The sequence below is a fragment of the Acidobacterium sp. S8 genome (assembly GCF_009765985.1).
Taxonomy (GTDB): domain Bacteria; phylum Acidobacteriota; class Terriglobia; order Terriglobales; family Acidobacteriaceae; genus Alloacidobacterium.
The window spans coordinates 184,463-202,891 of the sequence record NZ_LMUM01000015.1 but is presented as its reverse complement, the minus strand read 5'-3'; the positions used below and the strand labels follow the sequence as shown (position 1 = coordinate 202,891).

Sequence of the window (18,429 nt, the reverse complement as noted above, 5' to 3'; positions counted from 1 at the left end):
CAGCTCTATGGCCGACCTGCGTCATTCCTAATGAAAATCCCGAATATTCCAGGAGCGTGATATGGCGAATCTCTCAAGAAGAGACGCAGGAAAAGTTTTGCTCGCAAGCTACGCAGGTCTATTGGTAGGTCGTGAAGCTCTTGGCGCAACCTCTCCTTTAGCGGCCGCAAATGCTATCCCTCAGGACGCGGTCCGCAGGCCTCAGCCAGCGTCACAGCCGATCAGGGTCCCACGCACCGCTGCCGATTCGACATGGTCAGATGTGCTCCTTATTGAGGGGGATACTCCCACCATCAGCTATCGCACCAACTGGGTTGTGTACGAAGAGTCATTCATGAATGGCCAGCTTGTGGGCAGAGGATGGAATGGCGCCGGCTTTATCAACTTCTATGATGGCCGCCTCAATCCAGGCGAGTATCGTGCGCCGGAAGCATTTCGGCTGGAGATTGATGGCCAGTCCTTAGCCACGGACTGGAAGTGGGGAGGCCTGGAGAAGACCACTACTTCCGAGGGTTTTACCCAATCCACCATAACCCTGATCCATACCGTCCGTCCGGTCACCCTTAAGGTGCATACCAAGCTGGATGGAACGCCGATCATAACTCGTTGGCTCGAAGTCACAAACACAGCTTCGCAGCCAGCAGCCCTAGCTTCTGTCTGCTCATGGAGTGGTGTGTTGCGAAAGAGCGATCGCTGGCGATCGAGCCTCAGCGGTACAGATCAACCATTGTATTCGCTCGGCTACTTCGAGAACACGCGATGGGGTGGAGAAGGTGACTTGCAGTGGCATGAAATGCCCAAGGCGGGATATAGGATCGATGGCCGCTATATGCGAGACCAGTGGCGGCACCCCATCTTCATGCTCCGCAATAACGCAACGGGAGAATTCTTCATCGGCCAGATAGCCTGGACCGGAGGATACGCCTTTGAATTCGATCTCAATCCTGAGAGTGGTAAGGACGGTGAAGCGGCCGCACTCACCTTTGCGGCTGGTCCCAGCGCCCCAGCGCCTCTCCGCGTGATTGCGCCAAAGGAGACAGTGAGCACGCCGGAAGTTCATCTCGGAATGGTGTACGGCGATCTGGACAACGCTGTTCAATCGATGCACACGCATCTGCGGCGCAGTGTCTTCATGGGACCTGCGCGAGAGCGTAGAAGCTGGATCGAATCAGGTATCGGCCCGGAGATCGAGATCACGACCGAACAGGTGAATCATGCCATCGACGTAGCTATTGAGGTTGGCGCGGAAGTATTCTTCATCGATGCAAGCTGGTATGCGGCACCTGGGGGTGACTGGTGGAAGACGGTAGGCGACTGGGAGGTGAACCGTCAGCGCTTCCCGGAGGGAATCAAGCCATTCCGCGATCGTGCGCACGCAGGAGGCATGCTGTGGGGTCTGTGGATGGACGCAGAACGTGTAGGAGCATCCAGCCGAATCGCTAAAGAGCATCCTGACTGGCTGGCGATGAACTACGACGGCAAACGTGAGATGGGCGGATTGCTCGATCTCACAAATCCGGAAGCTGCGAAGTGGATGGAGTCTCAAATCGTCCGTGTTATCGAAGAAAATGAGCTGGACTTCTTCCGGCTGGATTACAACACCGATCCTGGAAGGGGAATCAGGCGTGTTAACGATGGCTTCGTGGAGAACGGATACTGGCGATACTATGAGACGGTTTACGGAGTCTACGATCGGTTACGTGCTCGATTCCCAAAAGTGATTTTCGAAAACTGTGCGGGCGGTGGAGCGCGTACGGATATCGGTATGGTGAGACGCTTCAACCACACGGACGCCACCGACTGGCAGATTGCTCCGCGTTCTTTCATGATCACGAATGGGATGACGATGGCGCTGCCTCCGGAGTATGTTGACCGTTTGTTGGGAGGGCAGGATGGTCAAACTGCTGCTGATTTCGATTTTCAGTCACGCCTGCTGCTCTTTATGGAGCCGAAATTTGGCTTCTTATACCCCATCGGCGCGCAGGTGAATCCAATATTCATGCAACGCACGAAGCATTGGATCGACATTTACAAGAACTTCGTACGTTCCTTCATCAGTACGAGCCAAATTTATCACCACACGCCGACAGTAAGTGGATTGGAGCCACACGGCTGGGGGGTTCTGGAGATGGGATCGGAGGACCAGGGCCGCTCGATCTGCGCGTTGTTCCAGCTCTCGATGCCGACGCAACCGGAATATCGTCTTCATCCGCGTGGCCTGGATGTCTCCAAACATTACAAGGTGACATTCGATAATTCAGGCAGATCTACTACAGTCGATGCATTCACATTGATGGAACAGGGCATCCTGGTACGGCTAGAGGGCGCGCTTACGTCGGAGCTACTTATTTTTGAAGCTGTGTGAGATGCGACCACTTATTGTATGGTGCATATCTCGATGAAGCGGGTAGCGTTTTTTCCAATAACCTCGAAATCCCCCGCTTCGAGCGCGCGTTTTTGAAAAATGGGCTCACCAACGGCCACCGCGGTTGATCCACTTTCAAGAAATTCAGCGGCAGTTTCCAGATTCACTCCCGAGGACGGGATTAACTGAATGTCAGGAAGCGGTCCTTTCAATGCACGAATATATCGTGGACCACCAACTAGGCCGCAGGGAAATACCTTCACCATATCGGCTCCGGCTTGCCGGGCTGCGACGATCTCAGTCGTAGTGAGACCCCCTGCGATACAGACAGTGTCGTGATCATTTGCAGTACGAATCACCGCAGCATCGAAGGACGGACTTACGATGAAGCCAGCACCGGCACGCAGCGCAGACTCGCAGGTTGCAGCTTCAAGCACAGTCCCAGCGCCCACAATCAACTGGCATTCATAGCGTGCCGACAGCTCCGCGATGATGTCGATAGCGCCAGGAACTGTCATCGTAATCTCGATCAGCGGAAACTTCGCGCTTACGATGCCTTCGGCGGCGCAGAGAGCCTGCTCGCGGGATGCAACTCGAACAACCGGCACAAGCCGATGCTTTCGGATCGCGGATAAAACATCGTCTTTCGTTTGCCGGTGGGTCGTCTTTCCCTGCATTATCTTGTCTCTCCGTAAATTTATTCGATATCGATATTGCTGAACTTTAAAACCTTCTGCATGGCCGCTTCAAGTGATCCAGCATGACCGCTGAATACCATGGCCAGAATCATCAGCCCCAGCAACGTGTCCTCTTCCACTTGGCAAAGGCGGATTTCAGATTGGAAGCGGTGCTTGATCATCTGGCGTAGTTGAAGGAGTTTGCGGCCAAGGCCGCCTGAGACAACCAGGTTTTCCCAGGAGCAATCGGGCCATATCCTAAGTGCGCATTCATAGTAGTTTTCGGTCATATTCATGAACGCAGCGCGGAACAGTGTCCCGACGGTTAAATTTCGTTCGCCGATATTTAAGATGTTTCCCCGACTTCCGCAGGGTCCAGGGAAGAAAGTAGTCGTGACGCCGAGATCGCTATCATCAGCCATCAAAGCGGCTTCCGCGATGTAATTCCAGGAATCCTGAACCGTGCCGTGCGTCTGACGCCCAATCTGCGTCAGCAGGTCGACAAGGATATTAAGCGCGCGACCCGCGGGAAGATGAGAGAGTGTGTTAACAAACTTCTTTTCAAAGAACGGTCTAGACTGGTAGTCGCCCTTTTCGAGATGGTTTGTAATTCTGCTGACTTGGGAGCCCGTTGAAATGTTGAGCGATAGTTCACTTGTGCTCACCATCGCTCCAACCAGCGCGCATTGATAATCCCCGACCGGTGCATAACAGGGAATATCGCGGCCACCGAGACTCATCCGTCCCACCATTTGGCCGTCGTTTACGATGACAGGCCAGCGCACATCGCCAAGGCCGAGTTGCCGAATGACGTCCTGGTGCCACTCCAGGGTATCGAGGTTCAACAGGCCATACGACAGTGCGTTTGTTGCATCCACCGTGGGACGAGTTTTACAAATATTAGCCAAGATGAAGTCGGCCAAAGTTACAGGTAAGACGTTTGATTTCAACTGACCGTTTTCTTTCATCCAAAAGAGAAAGCACGCAGGAGCGCCCACGGGCAATTCATTTCCCAGATCTGCGCGCTGCTCAGTTGTGATGTGGCTCCTAATAACGTCGTGATAGGAGCCCTTCTTTGAAGGATGAGGCATTGACGCTCTCTGATCGCGCCATCCGATGCAATTCGATAGAGCTTCGCCAGCGTCGTTTGTCAGGACCATCGACGCCATCTGCGTACACATCACAATGCCGTCGCAGGCTGGGTCGGCACTTGCCAGCTGACGAATCATAGAGCCAACTGCGCTCAGTATTTCCTGGGCATCAAATTCACAACGAAATGAATCCTTCAGCGGAAGGGGATCAGGAAAAGGGAGCCTGAGTACATGTTCATAGCGACACGTCTTCAAATCCAGGATTGCGCCCTTGATGAACGACGTGCCTATATCGATCCCAATCAACGACAACGGCTTCTCCAATCGCGTGAGTATTTAGAGTCAAGCATTTGTCATTGGCTCCCGAGGAGGTGATAGGTCAACAAAGCACTCTCAGGCGCCTCCTTCAGTTCTACGGAAACGCCGACAGTCATTAAATCAAGCCCGGATTTTATCTGCTTTTCCTTCGTGTCGAGATTGATGACTTCATAATTGCTATCGGATTTCAACCCATGAAGCTTGAAGACGGCCTTTTCATACGCGCTACCCGAGCGACGGTAGGCGAGCATGAAACCGCGGGTCGCATCCGGTTGGCCGAATTGCATGGCAGCCCATACATCCTTTTCCAACGAATAAGATGTAAGCGGATAAAAATCTCCCATGTAGTCTCCCGCAATAGCTCTCCACTGTTCAACCAGGTTGCGAATCGTTGCCACGTCCAAGTCTTTGCGGCGCAGGTCCCAGCCCGTAACGATTGCCGGGGTCATCTGGCTGCGAAATTTGTAAGCATCGGTACCACTCACGCCAGTTCCAAAATATGGAATCCACAATGCCATGCCATATGTTTGTGCCTGCTGGCTGATAGGCTCGGCGGGTTCAAGCAGGTAGTCACTCCGAGTAAGTGGCACTGCGCGACGAAGTGTCTCGATGTCGTTGCGGCGTCCTCCGCTGGCACAGGAATCAATCAGCATTCCGGGATGTCGCCGCCTTAGCTCATCCCAATAAGCCAGATAGCCGGTGACATAACGTATCTCCGTGATACCTTGCCTGTCTGGTGCATCGTTGGCGCGCCAGAAGTTAACTGGATCCATGTTGAAGTCCTGCCGGTATAGATCAATGCCCTGATCGGTAATAAACTGACTGACATGCTGCGTCATCCATTGACGCGCAGCCGGGTCGCCAAAGTTAAATAGTCTCCACTCGTTCTCGTAGAGTTGATCACCCGGATTTGGCGGAGGCTTCAATAGCCACTCCGAGTGATTCTCATAAAGCCAGCTGCCCTTGGTCACCCGCTCAGGCTCAAACCAGACAATCGTCTTGACTCCTACGGCGTGGCCATGATCGCTGACCGACCGAAGGCCATGTGGGAAACGTTTAGTATCCACTTCCCACGTGCCGGTGTTTACCCATGAGCCGTTATTTGGATACCATCCGGCATCCATCCAGAAATAGTCAGGATTCAGGCCGGCTGCCTTATACAAATCGATGAATTGAATCTCATCCTTGTCTGTGGCTTCTGTCATTTCGACGAATTCGCGCGACGTATTTCCAGCCATTTGTGGTGGTGGCAGTTTTCCGTTTGGACGTGGTACGTTGTGCGCCAGCATCCAGTGCCGCCAGGTATTCTGCGCATCGAGCCAATCACCATTCCAGAATTGCATAACGATGAGCGGAGTGCGGACTTCCTCACCCGGCAACAGGCTGAAGTGTGTGAGCTCCTGGCCGGCAGATACCTGAATGCTGTTCGTGGCGTCACGCTTTAGGACGGCTGCCCATTGACCGGGCCATCCGACCGACAAAATTACGCCTTCATCTGGCCAGGCAAGATTAAAGTACGAAAGGTCTTTGTTGGTGGGGCGTCCGCCGAAGGCGCTCAGGCGCTGTTCAGAGTTCTGCGGCATCGCTGTGTCGTAGGGCTCGTAGTCATTTCGTGTAGCGGGAGCGCCCTTGCTGTGATGCAGAACAAATTCACCTTCACCGTTTCGCTCAAAGCGAGTATCGAGTGCCTGAATATTTTCGATGATTGGCGACGCTTTACTGCTGTCGTTCTTGAAATACAAGACCCATTCCACTGTCGGGAAATCTTGGTATGTCGTCTCGACAACCCGCAGCTCTAATCCTGTCGCCGGATCCTTGTAGGTCTGCGTATTCTCGGTCCGAAACTCGTCGACATGCCGCGAGCTTCTGGTCAATTCCCAGTTTTTCAGAAATTCCCGTGAAGAGAGACCATCGTAGACGAATGAGAATGGTGGAGTGGTATCCGGCTGTGCGGCCAAGGGGCCGACCGGCAGCTCATCCAGCTGAAGAGTCTTTCCGTCGCTCAAGACTACGGCAGCATTGGCGAAGGTGATCTGGTCCCACGGAACATCCTCTTTCGTGCCTTTGATCTGCAGCGTAAACTCTTCGATCCCTTTCAACGGCACATGCACTTGGACCCCATCCTGACCTTCAGACATGGGCCGCGATCGGAACAGTTCTTTGCCAGTGGATTCGACTGTGACGATGGCATGTCCTCGTCCCTTCGGCGAATAGTAGCTGAGATCGTTGCTGTCGACGCCGATCACCGCATCGAACGATGAAGCTGCGGATGGCATGTGAACCGTAATTGTTCCGGTAGATGGAGAGTGGAAGCCACGTTGGTAGACGTGGCCCCCGATCTGCAGCGGAAAACCCTTTCTCGCTCGTTTCTCAAGTACGCCGGACCTAAGCTGAGGAAGAAGGTATCCCTCAGCTAGCCTCGTCTGTTTGTTCTCAAACTTTGCACTGATCCACTGCTCCGCTGTGCTTCGCGCGGCAGACGAGTCGCCATGAACAGCAGGCAGTGCTGTAGCGAAAATCAAAGCAGCAACAACTGCGCGCATCGCAAAGTTTGCGCGTCTGGATTGTGAAGTACGCATTGAGATCGCAGCGATAATGGCTTTCCCCATCTTTCATGGCATTAGCCGCCTCAGCCAGGAGTGCCATTCAACGAGACATCACCTGCTCGAAGATGGTCAATTCGTCGTTCTGCTGGCTGAACATAAATACCTCGAACGGAGTTTGTTAGACAGCCTGCCTGTGAGTGCCCTACTGATTTGCATCTAAAACAGGCTGCCCGGCGTATGCGAGAAACTCTTTAATCAAAGTTGCAGCTCATTTGACCTTGATAAGCGGGGAAGCTTTAGTTCAGGGTATTGAACTCCCTTGACAGTGATTTACCCATCCACTAGAAGCTCCTCTCATGGCCTTTCCGCGTGTTCTTTATCCGCGCTATAAACAAATCGATTTGAGATTGATTTAAGTGCAGGGCGGGCCGGCGTTGAATTGATTGGAAAAGATGTTTGGAGGTATATGTTATGCGCAGCGTTTGCGGGGCTAAAAATCTTCTATTAATGAGCGGTCTGTTTGCCTTCTTACTCTGTGCGCTGAGTTCCGCTCACGCACAAGGAAACGCGACAGGTTCGATTCAAGGGACAGTTACCGACTCGTCGGATGCCGTCATATCCGGAGCTAACGTTACCGTCACCAATACGGCGACCAACAAGATCGAGACGCTCACCACTCGAGAAGATGGAGGCTACACCGTCTTCAATCTTCCGGTAGGCGTGTACAACGTCAAGGTGGATCGAGACGGTTTCAACACGGAGGTCCGGCAGGGCATACAGGTTGGCGTCGGGCAGGGTACGGTCATCAACATCCAGATGAAGCCCGGCCAGACTTCGCAGACCGTGACGGTTGAAGCGCACACGATTGCGATCACCGAGGACAAGGGCGACCGCAGCGTCTTGCTGTCGGCGCAAACTCTGGCCAAGCTTCCTGTGCAGATATCGAACGGCCCACGTGCAGATGATGCTTTTCTGACGCTGGCGCCCGGCGTATCCGGCAATACATTTTCGGCGCGCATCAACGGAGCACCCGACTTCAGCCAGGATTTCTACTACGATGGAATTCCTTACATGAACGCTGATGGTGGTGGAAGACAGGAAGGCATTACTCCTCCTGTCGACGCGATCGAAGAATATGCCATCACTACGAACGCCTACTCCGCGCAATATGGCCGGTCGTCAGGGTTCTTGAACTTCCATATACAAAGTGGAACCAATCGCCTTCATGGTGGCGCGTGGGAATATTTGCGTAACAACATCTTCGATTCCAAGGGATATTTTTCACCAACCGCCGGCACCGAGAAGCAGCATGAATTCGGCTTTAAAGTTGGTGGGCCGGTTTGGATTCCCAAGATCTATGATGGCAAAGACAAGACTTTCTTCTTCTTCCTGATGGATTGGTATAAGTTCCGCGGTGGCGTCTCCACCTCGCTGACGACACTGCCTACGGACAGAATGAAGAACGGAGACTTCTCGGAGTTGCCGTTCCCAATCTACGATCCAGCCACGACACGTCCAGATGGAGCCGGCGGCCTCACGCGCGATCCCTTTCCGAATAACATGATTCCGACGTCAAGGTTGAGCGCTACCAGTGCGCAGTACATCGGCTTGATGCCAAGTGCCACACTGCCGGGTGTCGTCAACAATGCCGTGGTCAGTGCACCTAGCGCACCGATCAACAATTCGTACTGGATCGTAAAGATGGATCACAACATCTCATCCAAGCTGGTGCTTCATGGTTCGTATTATCACAACAATGGCGTCTCTCCGACGTCGCCGGTTTTCCCCGGTCCTCTCGGGAGCGGAAACAACTTCAATTCGGAGGCGTGGGAACCACGTCTTACCCTGGACCAGAATTTCACGTCGAACATCTACAACCAGACGGGCTTCTCCGTCCAATATACGGAAGGCAAGCGCGTCTTCTTTCCACTCGTTCCCGCGGACTTCACCAGCCCGATCGCCACTCCGGGGCTTCCGTATCCGGCGTTGGCCATTCAGGGGATGCCAACCTTTGGCGCTGGCCTCGACAACAACCAGAACAGCGGCGGCTGCTGGCCCTGCATCTTCTTTGCCGATAACTTCAAGTGGCAGAAGGGACGGCACGGTCTTAGCTTCGGAACGGAGCTTCGCTGGGAAGATGAACGCGATGCGTTCGCAGTCAATATCGGTACATACACCTTTGAGAATGGAACGACTTCACTTCCCAACTCGCCTAACTTTGGCTCTCTCGGTTATGGCTTCGCCAGCTTCTTCCTGGGCACGCTAAACCAGGCAAGCCGCACCGGCGTCGCCAACAACCGCCTGGTCAGAACAGGATACCGCGCATTTTATGTACAGGACGACTTCAAGGTCAGTCCCCGGCTCACTATTAACGCAGGCCTAAGATGGGATTACAGTGTACCGGTAACCGATCCGAAGGATCAGTTCTCGACCTTCGATCCAACGGTTCCGAATCCGGGTGCGGGTAACCTTCCCGGCTCGATCGTGTACACCGGACAGCAGGGCGGTTCCTGCATTGGGGGTGGTGGCGCATCTCTGTGCAAGAAGCAAATCGCAGACACCTATTTCGGCAGCTGGCAGCCGCGTATCGGCTTTGCCTACCGTCTCGACGGTAAAACTGTTGTTCGCGGCGGGTATGGAATGGCCAGCCTTCGCGGCGGCGCAAGTACTTTGATGGGACCGGATATTGCTGCTAGTTATCTGACCGGCTTCCAATATCAGGACACGCTCATCAGCCCGGATAACGGAATTTCTCCGCCGGTGGGACTGAGACCAAACTGGGATGTGGGACTGCCTCCGGTAGGAAACGCTCCACCTCGCACCAGGGATCTGGCCAATAACCAGACGCTCGACTATATGCAGAAGATCGATGGAAAAAATGGCTACTCCATGAGCTGGAGCCTGACCGTCGAGCGTGAACTGCCTTGGAGAGTCGCTTTTGAGACCAGCTACGTTGGCAGCAGCAACGTGAGAATTGGAGCCAACCTCCTCAATGAGAACCAGGTTCCCGCGCAATACCTCAGCCTCGGTCCAGTGCTCAATGCGGATGTTAATTCGCCTCAAGCTGCGGCCGCTGGAATTACATCTCCTTATCCAGGCTTTACAGGAACAGTGCAACAGGCGCTGCGGCCGTTCCCGCAGTTCCTCACCATCAACGCAAAGACGCAGACGCCGGGGCACTCTAACTACCATTCATTGCAGATGAGAGCGCAGAAGGACTACTCAAGTGGAATGACCCTCCTGGTCAGTTACACCTGGTCTAAGTCGATCACAGATGGGCTTGATCAGTTCTCGCCATTCTTCGCGATGCCACTGGATACCGCACAACGCAGGCGTGAACGCCAGGTACTCGGAGCCAATGTGAATGGTGGCGGCGGTCCTCATGCCCTCTCTATCGCCGGCTCTTATGAACTGCCGATCGGCCCCGGGAAGCCATATCTGAACAAGGGTGGCATCGTGGGAGTGTTCAGCGGCGGATGGGGCGTTGCCGGAGTCGCCTCCTACAATGCTGGAGCGCCTCTGCCAATCAGCGGTGGAAGTCCCAACCCAATTTTTAACGGGCAATCACGTCCAAACCTGGTGCCGAACGTAACCCAGAAGGGTAAATCGAGCAATTTCAATCCATTCACTGACTACTATGTGAACTCGGCTGCTTTCAGCGATGCGGGCGCATTCGCTTTGGGCAATGCACCTCCAACCCTGCCACAGCTTCGCTCGTTTGCTCTATACAACGAAAACATCTCGGCGATCAAAAGAACCAAGCTGCACGAAGGCGTCAATTTCGAGCTACGAGCCGACTTCTTCAACGCTTTCAATCGGGTCGCTTTCGGCCTGCCAGATATGAATTTCAGCGATGTGACGAGTGGCGGATTCGGCAAGATCGGTTCCCAGGCAAACTCACCTCGCGTGATTCAGTTTGGAGCACGAGTCGATTTTTGACCTTTGCTTACCCGCACTGACGCAATCTCCACATGCTCTCTTAGGTGTGGAGATTTGCGTTTGAGGGCCGTATGACTATTTGCCGAATGTGCCATACAGTAGAATTTGTCGATAGTTGGGACAATGGGAATGAAGTGTGTTTGGCGATGCTGGACGGCGTTGTTTCTGGTAGGTGGCGTCTGCGCTGTCCCCGCGCGGCCTCAACAGGGCGATAGTCGAGCTCAGCAACTTGATGTTCAGCAGCTTCATGCCGAGGCCAAGGCAGACGAGGCCTCCGGTCACTTGGACGATGCTATCCAGAGGTACCAGGAGATTCTTCGCCTCCAGCCCAATATGGCAGCGGGCTACAACAACATTGGATCTCTTTACTATCGGACGATGCAGTTGGACGAGGCGATCAAGGCCCTGAAGCGGGCATGCGAGATCGAGCCCAACCTCGTTTCTCCGCGAGCTCTACTGGGCTTCTCCTATTATCAGAGAGGCAATTTTCAAGATGCCCGCCGCGAGTTGACGCGAGCCAAGCAGCTTGCTCCTGCGGATGAAAATATCAAGTTATTTCTCGCCCGCAGTCTGATTGAACTTGGCGATTTGAAGGGCGCCCAGGCGCTTCTGGAGCAGATTCGTCAGCAAAACCCTGACGACCAAGAAGCGCTCTACACGCTAGGTTCGCTATATTCGGTGCTCGCAGAGTCGGCTTTCGGTCATATTCAAAGAGTTGCACCTGATTCCTACCTGCTGGAACTGCTGCTGGGAAAAGCTTCCGAGGCAAGGCAGATTTATGCGGATGCAGCCGAGCATTACAAGTTGGCGATTGACAGGGCGCCGGAGAATCCTGAGCTGTACTATCACTACGGACATTCCTTGGTAGCTAGTGGCAATCCGACTGAGGCATTGACAGCCTATAAACGCGCGCTGGAACTGAATCCGTATGACGCTAAGGCTGCGCGTGAAGAAGCAGGAATCTTGGTGGAGGAAAATCCAGATGAGGCATTCAAGCTGGTCAACCGTTCACTGGAACTTCAGCCTGATAACGCAGAAGCTTTTGTCGTTCGCGGGCGCGCACTGCTTGCGCTAAACAAGCCGCAGGAGGCAATAGAAGATCTCAAGAAGGCGAGTTCTCTGAACCCGGATAATGTGACAGTGCACTTTCAGTTAGCCCGCGCATATCGCAAGGCAAACCTGACCGCAGAGGCACAATCGGAAGACTTGATCTTTGGACGGCTGCAGAAAGAAGCATCGGAAGAGACGCAGCAGAGAGCGCAAAAACAGATGAACCAGAATGACATCACGAACCCGCCGGGGCAAATCGCACCTCCACACTAGTTACTTGTAATAGCATGGATCAAGGCAACTATGGGAAGATTGAACTCCGAATGGTTTCGGTGCAAAGATACGCCTGCCTCACCCTAATGGTTTGCTGCAGCGTTATTACCTTGTTGCGGGCGAATCAGGCTTTCGCGCAACAGCCGTCAATCGATGCACCTTCGAGCTTGGCGCGTCCGTTGAATCTCCCCAACGCCGCTTCAGGTCCGATCGGTTACCAGTCCGCCATCGCAGGTTTAGTGAAGAGAAAACACTGGACTGAGCTTTTGGAGCTGACGCAAAGCCTCATCGCGACGCATTCGGTGGATCCAAGTGTTTTCTACTGGCAGGGAATTGCCAGCTTTCAATTGCACAAGCCGATTGGTGCAGTTCAGGCCCTGCGCGTCGCAGAAAAGCTCGGTCTCGATCGTCCTTTGCTGCATGAAGGACTTGGCCTGGCCTATTACGATCTCAATCAGTTTGCATTGTTTGAGGAGCAGATGAAATTGGCCTCTCGACAGGACCCAAATGACTTTGCGCCTGCTTACTATTTGGGCCTCTACCGTCTGTCAATTCAATCCGATGTTGGAGGGGCATTAGCTTACTTTCGTGAAGCGGTGCGTCTCAATCCATCGGACTGGAAGAGTCTTTATCAGCAAGGCTATTGTCTTGAACTTTCCGGAGATTCGACAGGGGCGCGCGAGTCTTACTTGAAATCGATCCACCTGGTGGAAGAGAATGGGCAGGCTTTCGGATGGCCTTATCAGGGTATGGCGCGCATCGACGCAACCGCCGCTCTCAACGAAGCGCTGCTTTATGCAAAGAAAGCGGTTGAAATTGAGCCGGATGAGCCTTCTCATCACTTCATCCTCGCAAAGATGTATGAGCAAGCTGGAGAGATAGCTTCGGGGATCAAAGAAGCCCATATCGCCGCATCGCAGGATCCGAATCATGCGGCCGTTCGATATCTTCTCTTCCGGCTTTATCGAAAATCGGGAGATACCGCCTCCGCTAATGCCGAGCTGAAACTATTTCAGACATTGAACACGGTCTATGGTCCGGAATAGGCTCTCGAAATGGCTGCTTTCGGTCGTGATGGCCGCAGGCATCGGCCATTCGACATTGCTTGCGGGGCAATTTGGTCCGCTCTCCAGCCGATCGCAGGCGCCACAGGCAAGAACGCAGCAGGAACTTGACCAGTATCTCAAGTTCATCACCGACACCTCCCCACAGGCAATCGTCGCGGATGTGGATGCATTCGCTGCCCAATTTTCGGGCTCTGAGCTGCTGGGGACGGCGTATCAATACCAGATGCACGCCTACGAACAGCTCGGTGATTTTCCAGCGATGCTTTCTTCCGGGCAATTGGCATTGAAGAGCCAGCCTGACAACTTGAATACTCTTATGGCGCTCGCTCCCGCCATTGCCAACCGCATCTTTCAAGACCCTCCCGATGCGCACCTGCCTGCGCTCGCCGAAGACTATGCCCACCGAGCGCTGGAGGGAATTGAGAAAACGAAGCCTCCACGGCAAACGTCTTTGGAGCAATGGGCCGCTCAGAAGCAGCAAATGCAGTCCAGTGCACACGAAGTCCTGGGATTGGTAGCGCTGAAGCGCGGCCAGACATCGATCGCTATCAGTGAGCTACAACTATCCATTCAGCTTTCACCCCCTCCCGACGGATCGCGATATCTGAGGTTGGCGCTTGCCTTTGCAGCTGCGGGAGACATCAGAAAAGCTGAAGCAAATCTTCGCCGCGCTGCGGAGCTGGGTCCCGACGCGGTTCGTCAACTGGCGATGGAGGAGATAGCAAAGCTACCGAAAGTGAAGCCATAGAATGTGGGTCGAGCTGCAATCAGTCCACGTAGCCAATTTCCTTTAAGCGTGTCTCAAAGTCAGGTGGAAGCGCAACTGCCGGACCAATTGAAAGTTGACCGTAGTGATGGATAAGATTCAGCAGCAGGCGATCGGCGGCGGGGTGAACATCAATGTGTTCGAGGATGTGAAAGCTGTTCAGGACAAAGTTTCCCGCTCCAAATTTATATGAGCCGAGCAGCACCCCGGAGGCATAGCCGCCAGGTGTTGAATATCCGGCAGCGAAGGCCGCTGCCATCACCTCGTCGGGCGTATCTTGCCCATCAAAGAGATAGGTCGGCAGGACAGGGGCCCAGTAATACCAGTTAAGAATCCCGCGGTGCTGCAAACCGTCAAATACTGGATGCGGCTTCCCTACACATTCCTTGTGATAGAGCCAGTCGTTGAATTCATAGATGCGACCTTTTTTGACTAGAGGCAGCTGCGCAGAGGATTGTTCGCCGCAAGCAAAGGCTTTGGGAGAAAGGAAAATGACTGTCGAGCCAGCGGCTGATCGCTCCGCGATGGTTCTCCACGCTTTTGCGGAGGCTTGTTCCTTCGAGACATCGCCAACAAGGATGAGATAGCGCTTCCCAGGCGCAGGGTTTGCAAGCGGCAGCACGTTCGCACCGCGGCTTTGCAGCCAGTCTTCTACGTTCTTTGGAATGCCCCAGGTGATCACCTGTTTGTTCAGCTTTGGAAGCGCGGCCGGGTCGGAAAGATAGAACTGCCATGACGTCTCCGGAGGTGCGATTCCTTTTTCTATGTAGGGAACGAGCTCATAGGTGCCGGCAGGACCTTCAAGGGCGACCGACTCTTTCATGACCGGAACGGCCAGCGGTCCGTCGGTGCTCTTGTTATCTGGAATGGAGATGACGGTCTGTTTTTTCCAGGCTGTGCCTTGCGGACCCCATATGCGAAACTGCGCCGAATATTCGCCGGGGCGAATGGCATCTTCGTTCGCCAGGACGGCTTCAAGCGTCAGCGGCCGGCCAAGATAGGTATGTGCAGGCTCGACAAAGAGACACCAGCGAACGGGTGCCCATCCATCTCGCATTACATCGAAGAGTCCTGGCTTCCAATCCCGCCAGAAGCGCCAGATACCTTCACCCGTCAGGGCATGATCCAGCATTCCCGTTAGATTGAAGCCGCAGATCAGGGGGTTGGAGCGGATCAGGTTAAAGCCCAGCAGTCGATGGCGGCCCATCATTTCCTGACTCATCTCCAGAAGAGTCTCGGGAAAAGGGTAAGCTGTGTCCATTCCGAGTCGCGCCCAGTCCGCGACAAGGTGTTCCGCCATCGATCGCACCAGTACGAGGTCTTCGGCATTTTCCGGTATTCCGGCCTGCTCATACATGCGTAGCTCGTGAAGAACATTCATCATGCTGCCAATGCCGTACTCAGAGAGGAAAACAGGTTTGCCGCCTTCACCCAGAGTGCGCATCATGTGATTTGTTTCCTGCGTCTGGGGAACCTTCGGGTAGAGATGAAAATCGCCGATGCCAGGTCCGGAGGGAGAAACCATGGCGACGCGGCTTGCTCCTGGCGCTTCCTTTCCCCACACGTGCTCCCACTCGTTCGTCTTCGGATTGCTCGCTGAGCCGGTATCGAGACGTCCGTCGAAGCGTCCGCTGGAATAGAGCACCAGCCTTGAATCGTCGAGAGTCCTTACAAAAGGTAGAGCTGCCTGACCTTCACGCGAGACGGGCCCGTCTTCCGTTTCATTCAGCATGCCCCAGATCGTTACGCTGGGGTGATTGCGATCACGCACAATCATCTCGCGCACAGAGTTTTCGTAAAGGGTTTTCATCCTTGGCGAATCCTTCAGCAACCAGCTCGCGGATGATTCCTGGTACACCATGAGACCAAGCTCATCGCACAGGTCTAACTGGTAGGGATAGGCGACGCCGGAAATAAAGCGAACCGTATTAAATCCCGAAGCCTTGGCGTAGAGAAGATCACGCCGCAGCATGTCCTCATATCCATCCGGCGGAATCACCTGGCGAAAAGGAACGTGATTGCCGGTGTGTGTGCAGCGGAGAAAGAGGCGTCGTCCATTCAGGCGGAAGTATCCATTGACGAGTCGAAAATCGCGGAAGCCGAAGGTATCCGCGATCGCAAATGAGCCGTCCATGTCAGCGGAATCGAGCGTCACTTGAAGCTGATAGAGGTTAGGAGTATCAAGATCCCACAGCCTGAACTGCTTGAACGTGATCTGATGGCTTACCTGCGATTCGCCGGCTGCGATCGTAGTCTTCAGCGTGTCCTGCAATACGGTTTGACCTGCATCCTGCGAAACCAGCAGTTGCAAAGTAGCACGGACGGATTTAGATAAGGCATTCTGCACGGTAATCCGGATGGCGACATCGCCCGTCTTCCAGTCCGGAACGATATGCAGGTTCGAGATGCGAACAGCAGGCACATAAGCAAGCTCAACAGGTTGAAGAATGCCTCCGAAATCATAGAGGCTGCCGTTCGAGAATTTGACGACTTTATTCCGGTGAGGCGTCTCTTTCAGGACAATTCCATCAATGCTGCGATCATCCGGGTTCAGAACTCTTACGGCAAGCTTGTTGCTCTGATCAGGGCGAACGATATCGGTTACGTCCAGGACGAATGGTGTTTCACCTCCTTCATGCGAGCCCACATGATGGCCATTGAGCCACACATCCGCCAGATAGTCGACGGCCTGGAAGCGAAGCAGCGTTCGCCCCTTTGCAAATGGATTTGTGTTGGCCTTGAAGTCCACCCAATACCAGGCAACACCGTGATAGGCAGGATAAAGCTCCTGGATGATGGATGGCACCGGAGTGGCCTTGGCGTTGGACCGGGCCTCCTGGAACCAGGACTGCTCCCGGCCGACATTATTCGGATCAGTCGCAATGGACCAACCTTTGTCGAGGGCCCGGATCAATTCCTGAGGCCGTGCAGTATCCGTGTCCGCTTGTCCGGCTCCGGCTAACTGTCCAAACAGTGGACTGGCCACGCCAATGCCAGCGCCGAGGCGACCGGCAATCTTTAAAAATCCACGACGCTGCATCATGTTTGCCTCTCTTGCTGCGCGGGTCTGGTTCCGTACCCGCCCTCACTTCTGCCGGTTTCTTTGCCATCCTGGTCCGTAGCGCGGAGCGTAGGGACTTGCACTTTGTGCAGTTCTTACTGCAACAACTCTTCGCCCGAATACGTCTACGGTGAACCCTATGCGATACCGCAAACTGCAGCTCCTCGACTTCGCTCAGGATGACAAGTCATTGATGAAGGATGGCCGGATCAATGCCACATTCCTCACCGGCGCGATGCAACGATGCCATGACAGCATCCGGCAAGGGAACTCCATGCTGCAGAGCGTTCTCTCGATTTTCCCACTCGATCTCGCCCGGCACAAAAATGCGATCTGATCCCTTTGCCTTCGGTGCGCCGCGCAACTGCTGAATCATCTCCTCTACCCGTTGTTCAAAGTTCTGGAAGGGAAGGATTGTGCCTGCGTTGATGGCAATGAAAGCCTGTCCGAGATTGGCCTTCTCCGTGGGATTGTTCACCCAGCTCTTCATCTCTGCAAGCGTGGAGCCGCCCACCAGCAAGCCAGTCAGAACCTCTACAAGGATCGCGAGGCCATAGCCTTTGTGCCCTGCCATCGGCATCATCGATCCTGTGGCGGGCCAATTTTCAAGACTGGTCGTTGCCAGCCCGTCGTCATCTGTTACCCAGTTTTGCGGGATTGGTTTCCCGCTGGTTTTCATTCCCATAATTTTTCCGAATGCACTGGCACTGAGCGCGATGTCGAGAAGGATGGGATGCTCTTTGCCTGCAGGAACGGCATATGCGAGCGGATTGTTCCCGATGACGTGTCCACGCGCGCCGGGAATGACCATGTTGGGATCTGCAGCGCTCATCGCGATCCCGATCATCTTTTTCTGTGCTGCCATGTTTGCGTAATAGCCCGCTGCGCCAAAGTGGCTGCTGTTTCTCACACCAACCCAGGCAATCGTGCAGGAGCGTGCCTTTTCAATCGCTAGGTTCATCGCCACGCTACAACTCGACATCGCCATGCCTGCATGGCCGTCGATGACAGCCCATGAAGGCCCCTCGGCTACGATCTCAGGAGTGACCGACGATTCGATGCCGCCGGCCCGCATAGCATGAACATAGTTCAACAGCGCGCCGGTACCGTGGGAGAAGGTTCCCCAGGTATCCGTCATCACCAGAACATCAGCAATCGTCGTGGCGTCGCTCGGCCGCAAGCCCTCTTTGAGAAGGACGTCCTCGCAGAATCGGGTCAGATGATCGACCTTGATATTGTTTTGCATTCACTTCTTTCTCGTTGTGTTTTGGAGATC

Annotated in this window: 10 protein-coding genes; 5 read left to right on the top strand and 5 right to left on the bottom strand. The window is 54.2% G+C overall.

The annotated features are described in order from the left end of the window. The first annotated feature begins 61 nt into the window (after positions 1-61). Positions 62-2,365, top strand: coding sequence for an alpha-galactosidase (locus tag GSQ86_RS04755; protein ID WP_158748804.1), 2,304 nt, complete (start codon positions 62-64; stop codon positions 2,363-2,365). Positions 2,366-2,376: 11 nt separating this feature from the next. Here GSQ86_RS04755 and GSQ86_RS04750 read toward each other — a convergent pair whose 3' ends face one another. From GSQ86_RS04750 to GSQ86_RS04740, 3 genes are read right to left on the bottom strand one after another with little or no spacing between them, the layout of a single operon-like run. Continuing rightward, complete coding sequence (locus GSQ86_RS04750) at positions 2,377-3,042, bottom strand: bifunctional 4-hydroxy-2-oxoglutarate aldolase/2-dehydro-3-deoxy-phosphogluconate aldolase (protein ID WP_158748803.1); 666 nt, start codon at positions 3,040-3,042, stop codon at positions 2,377-2,379. Positions 3,043-3,062: 20 nt separating this feature from the next. Then, positions 3,063-4,445: a sedoheptulokinase gene (locus GSQ86_RS04745; RefSeq protein ID WP_158748802.1), complete on the bottom strand. Its 1,383-nt coding sequence runs from the start codon at positions 4,443-4,445 to the stop codon at positions 3,063-3,065. 41 nt (positions 4,446-4,486) lie between these two features. After that, positions 4,487-6,994, bottom strand: a complete 2,508-nt coding sequence (locus GSQ86_RS04740) for an alpha-galactosidase (RefSeq protein ID WP_158748801.1) — start codon at positions 6,992-6,994, stop codon at positions 4,487-4,489. A 474-nt stretch (positions 6,995-7,468) separates the two neighbouring features. Between GSQ86_RS04740 and GSQ86_RS04735 the strand changes: the two genes are divergently transcribed. From GSQ86_RS04735 to GSQ86_RS04720, 4 genes are all read left to right on the top strand, one after another. After that, positions 7,469-10,936 (top strand): TonB-dependent receptor, encoded by a 3,468-nt coding sequence (locus GSQ86_RS04735; protein ID WP_158748800.1) that lies wholly within the window; start codon positions 7,469-7,471, stop codon positions 10,934-10,936. 129 nt (positions 10,937-11,065) lie between these two features. After that, entirely contained in the window at positions 11,066-12,259 is a 1,194-nt protein-coding gene (locus GSQ86_RS04730; RefSeq protein WP_158748799.1) for a tetratricopeptide repeat protein, read from the top strand. A 50-nt stretch (positions 12,260-12,309) separates the two neighbouring features. Further along, positions 12,310-13,305 (top strand): tetratricopeptide repeat protein, encoded by a 996-nt coding sequence (locus GSQ86_RS04725; protein ID WP_216841014.1) that lies wholly within the window; start codon positions 12,310-12,312, stop codon positions 13,303-13,305. Beyond that, entirely contained in the window at positions 13,292-14,074 is a 783-nt protein-coding gene (locus tag GSQ86_RS04720; RefSeq protein ID WP_158748797.1) for a hypothetical protein, read from the top strand. The genes GSQ86_RS04725 and GSQ86_RS04720 overlap by 14 nt, the downstream gene beginning before the upstream one ends. A gap of 19 nt (positions 14,075-14,093) precedes the next feature. Here GSQ86_RS04720 and GSQ86_RS04715 read toward each other — a convergent pair whose 3' ends face one another. Further along, a complete protein-coding gene (locus tag GSQ86_RS04715; RefSeq protein ID WP_158748796.1) occupies positions 14,094-17,135 on the bottom strand; it encodes a glycoside hydrolase family 2 protein in 3,042 nt (1,013 codons plus the stop codon). A gap of 205 nt (positions 17,136-17,340) precedes the next feature. Further along, a complete protein-coding gene (locus tag GSQ86_RS04710; protein ID WP_158748795.1) occupies positions 17,341-18,399 on the bottom strand; it encodes an Ldh family oxidoreductase in 1,059 nt (352 codons plus the stop codon). Between the last annotated feature and the right edge of the window lie 30 nt (positions 18,400-18,429).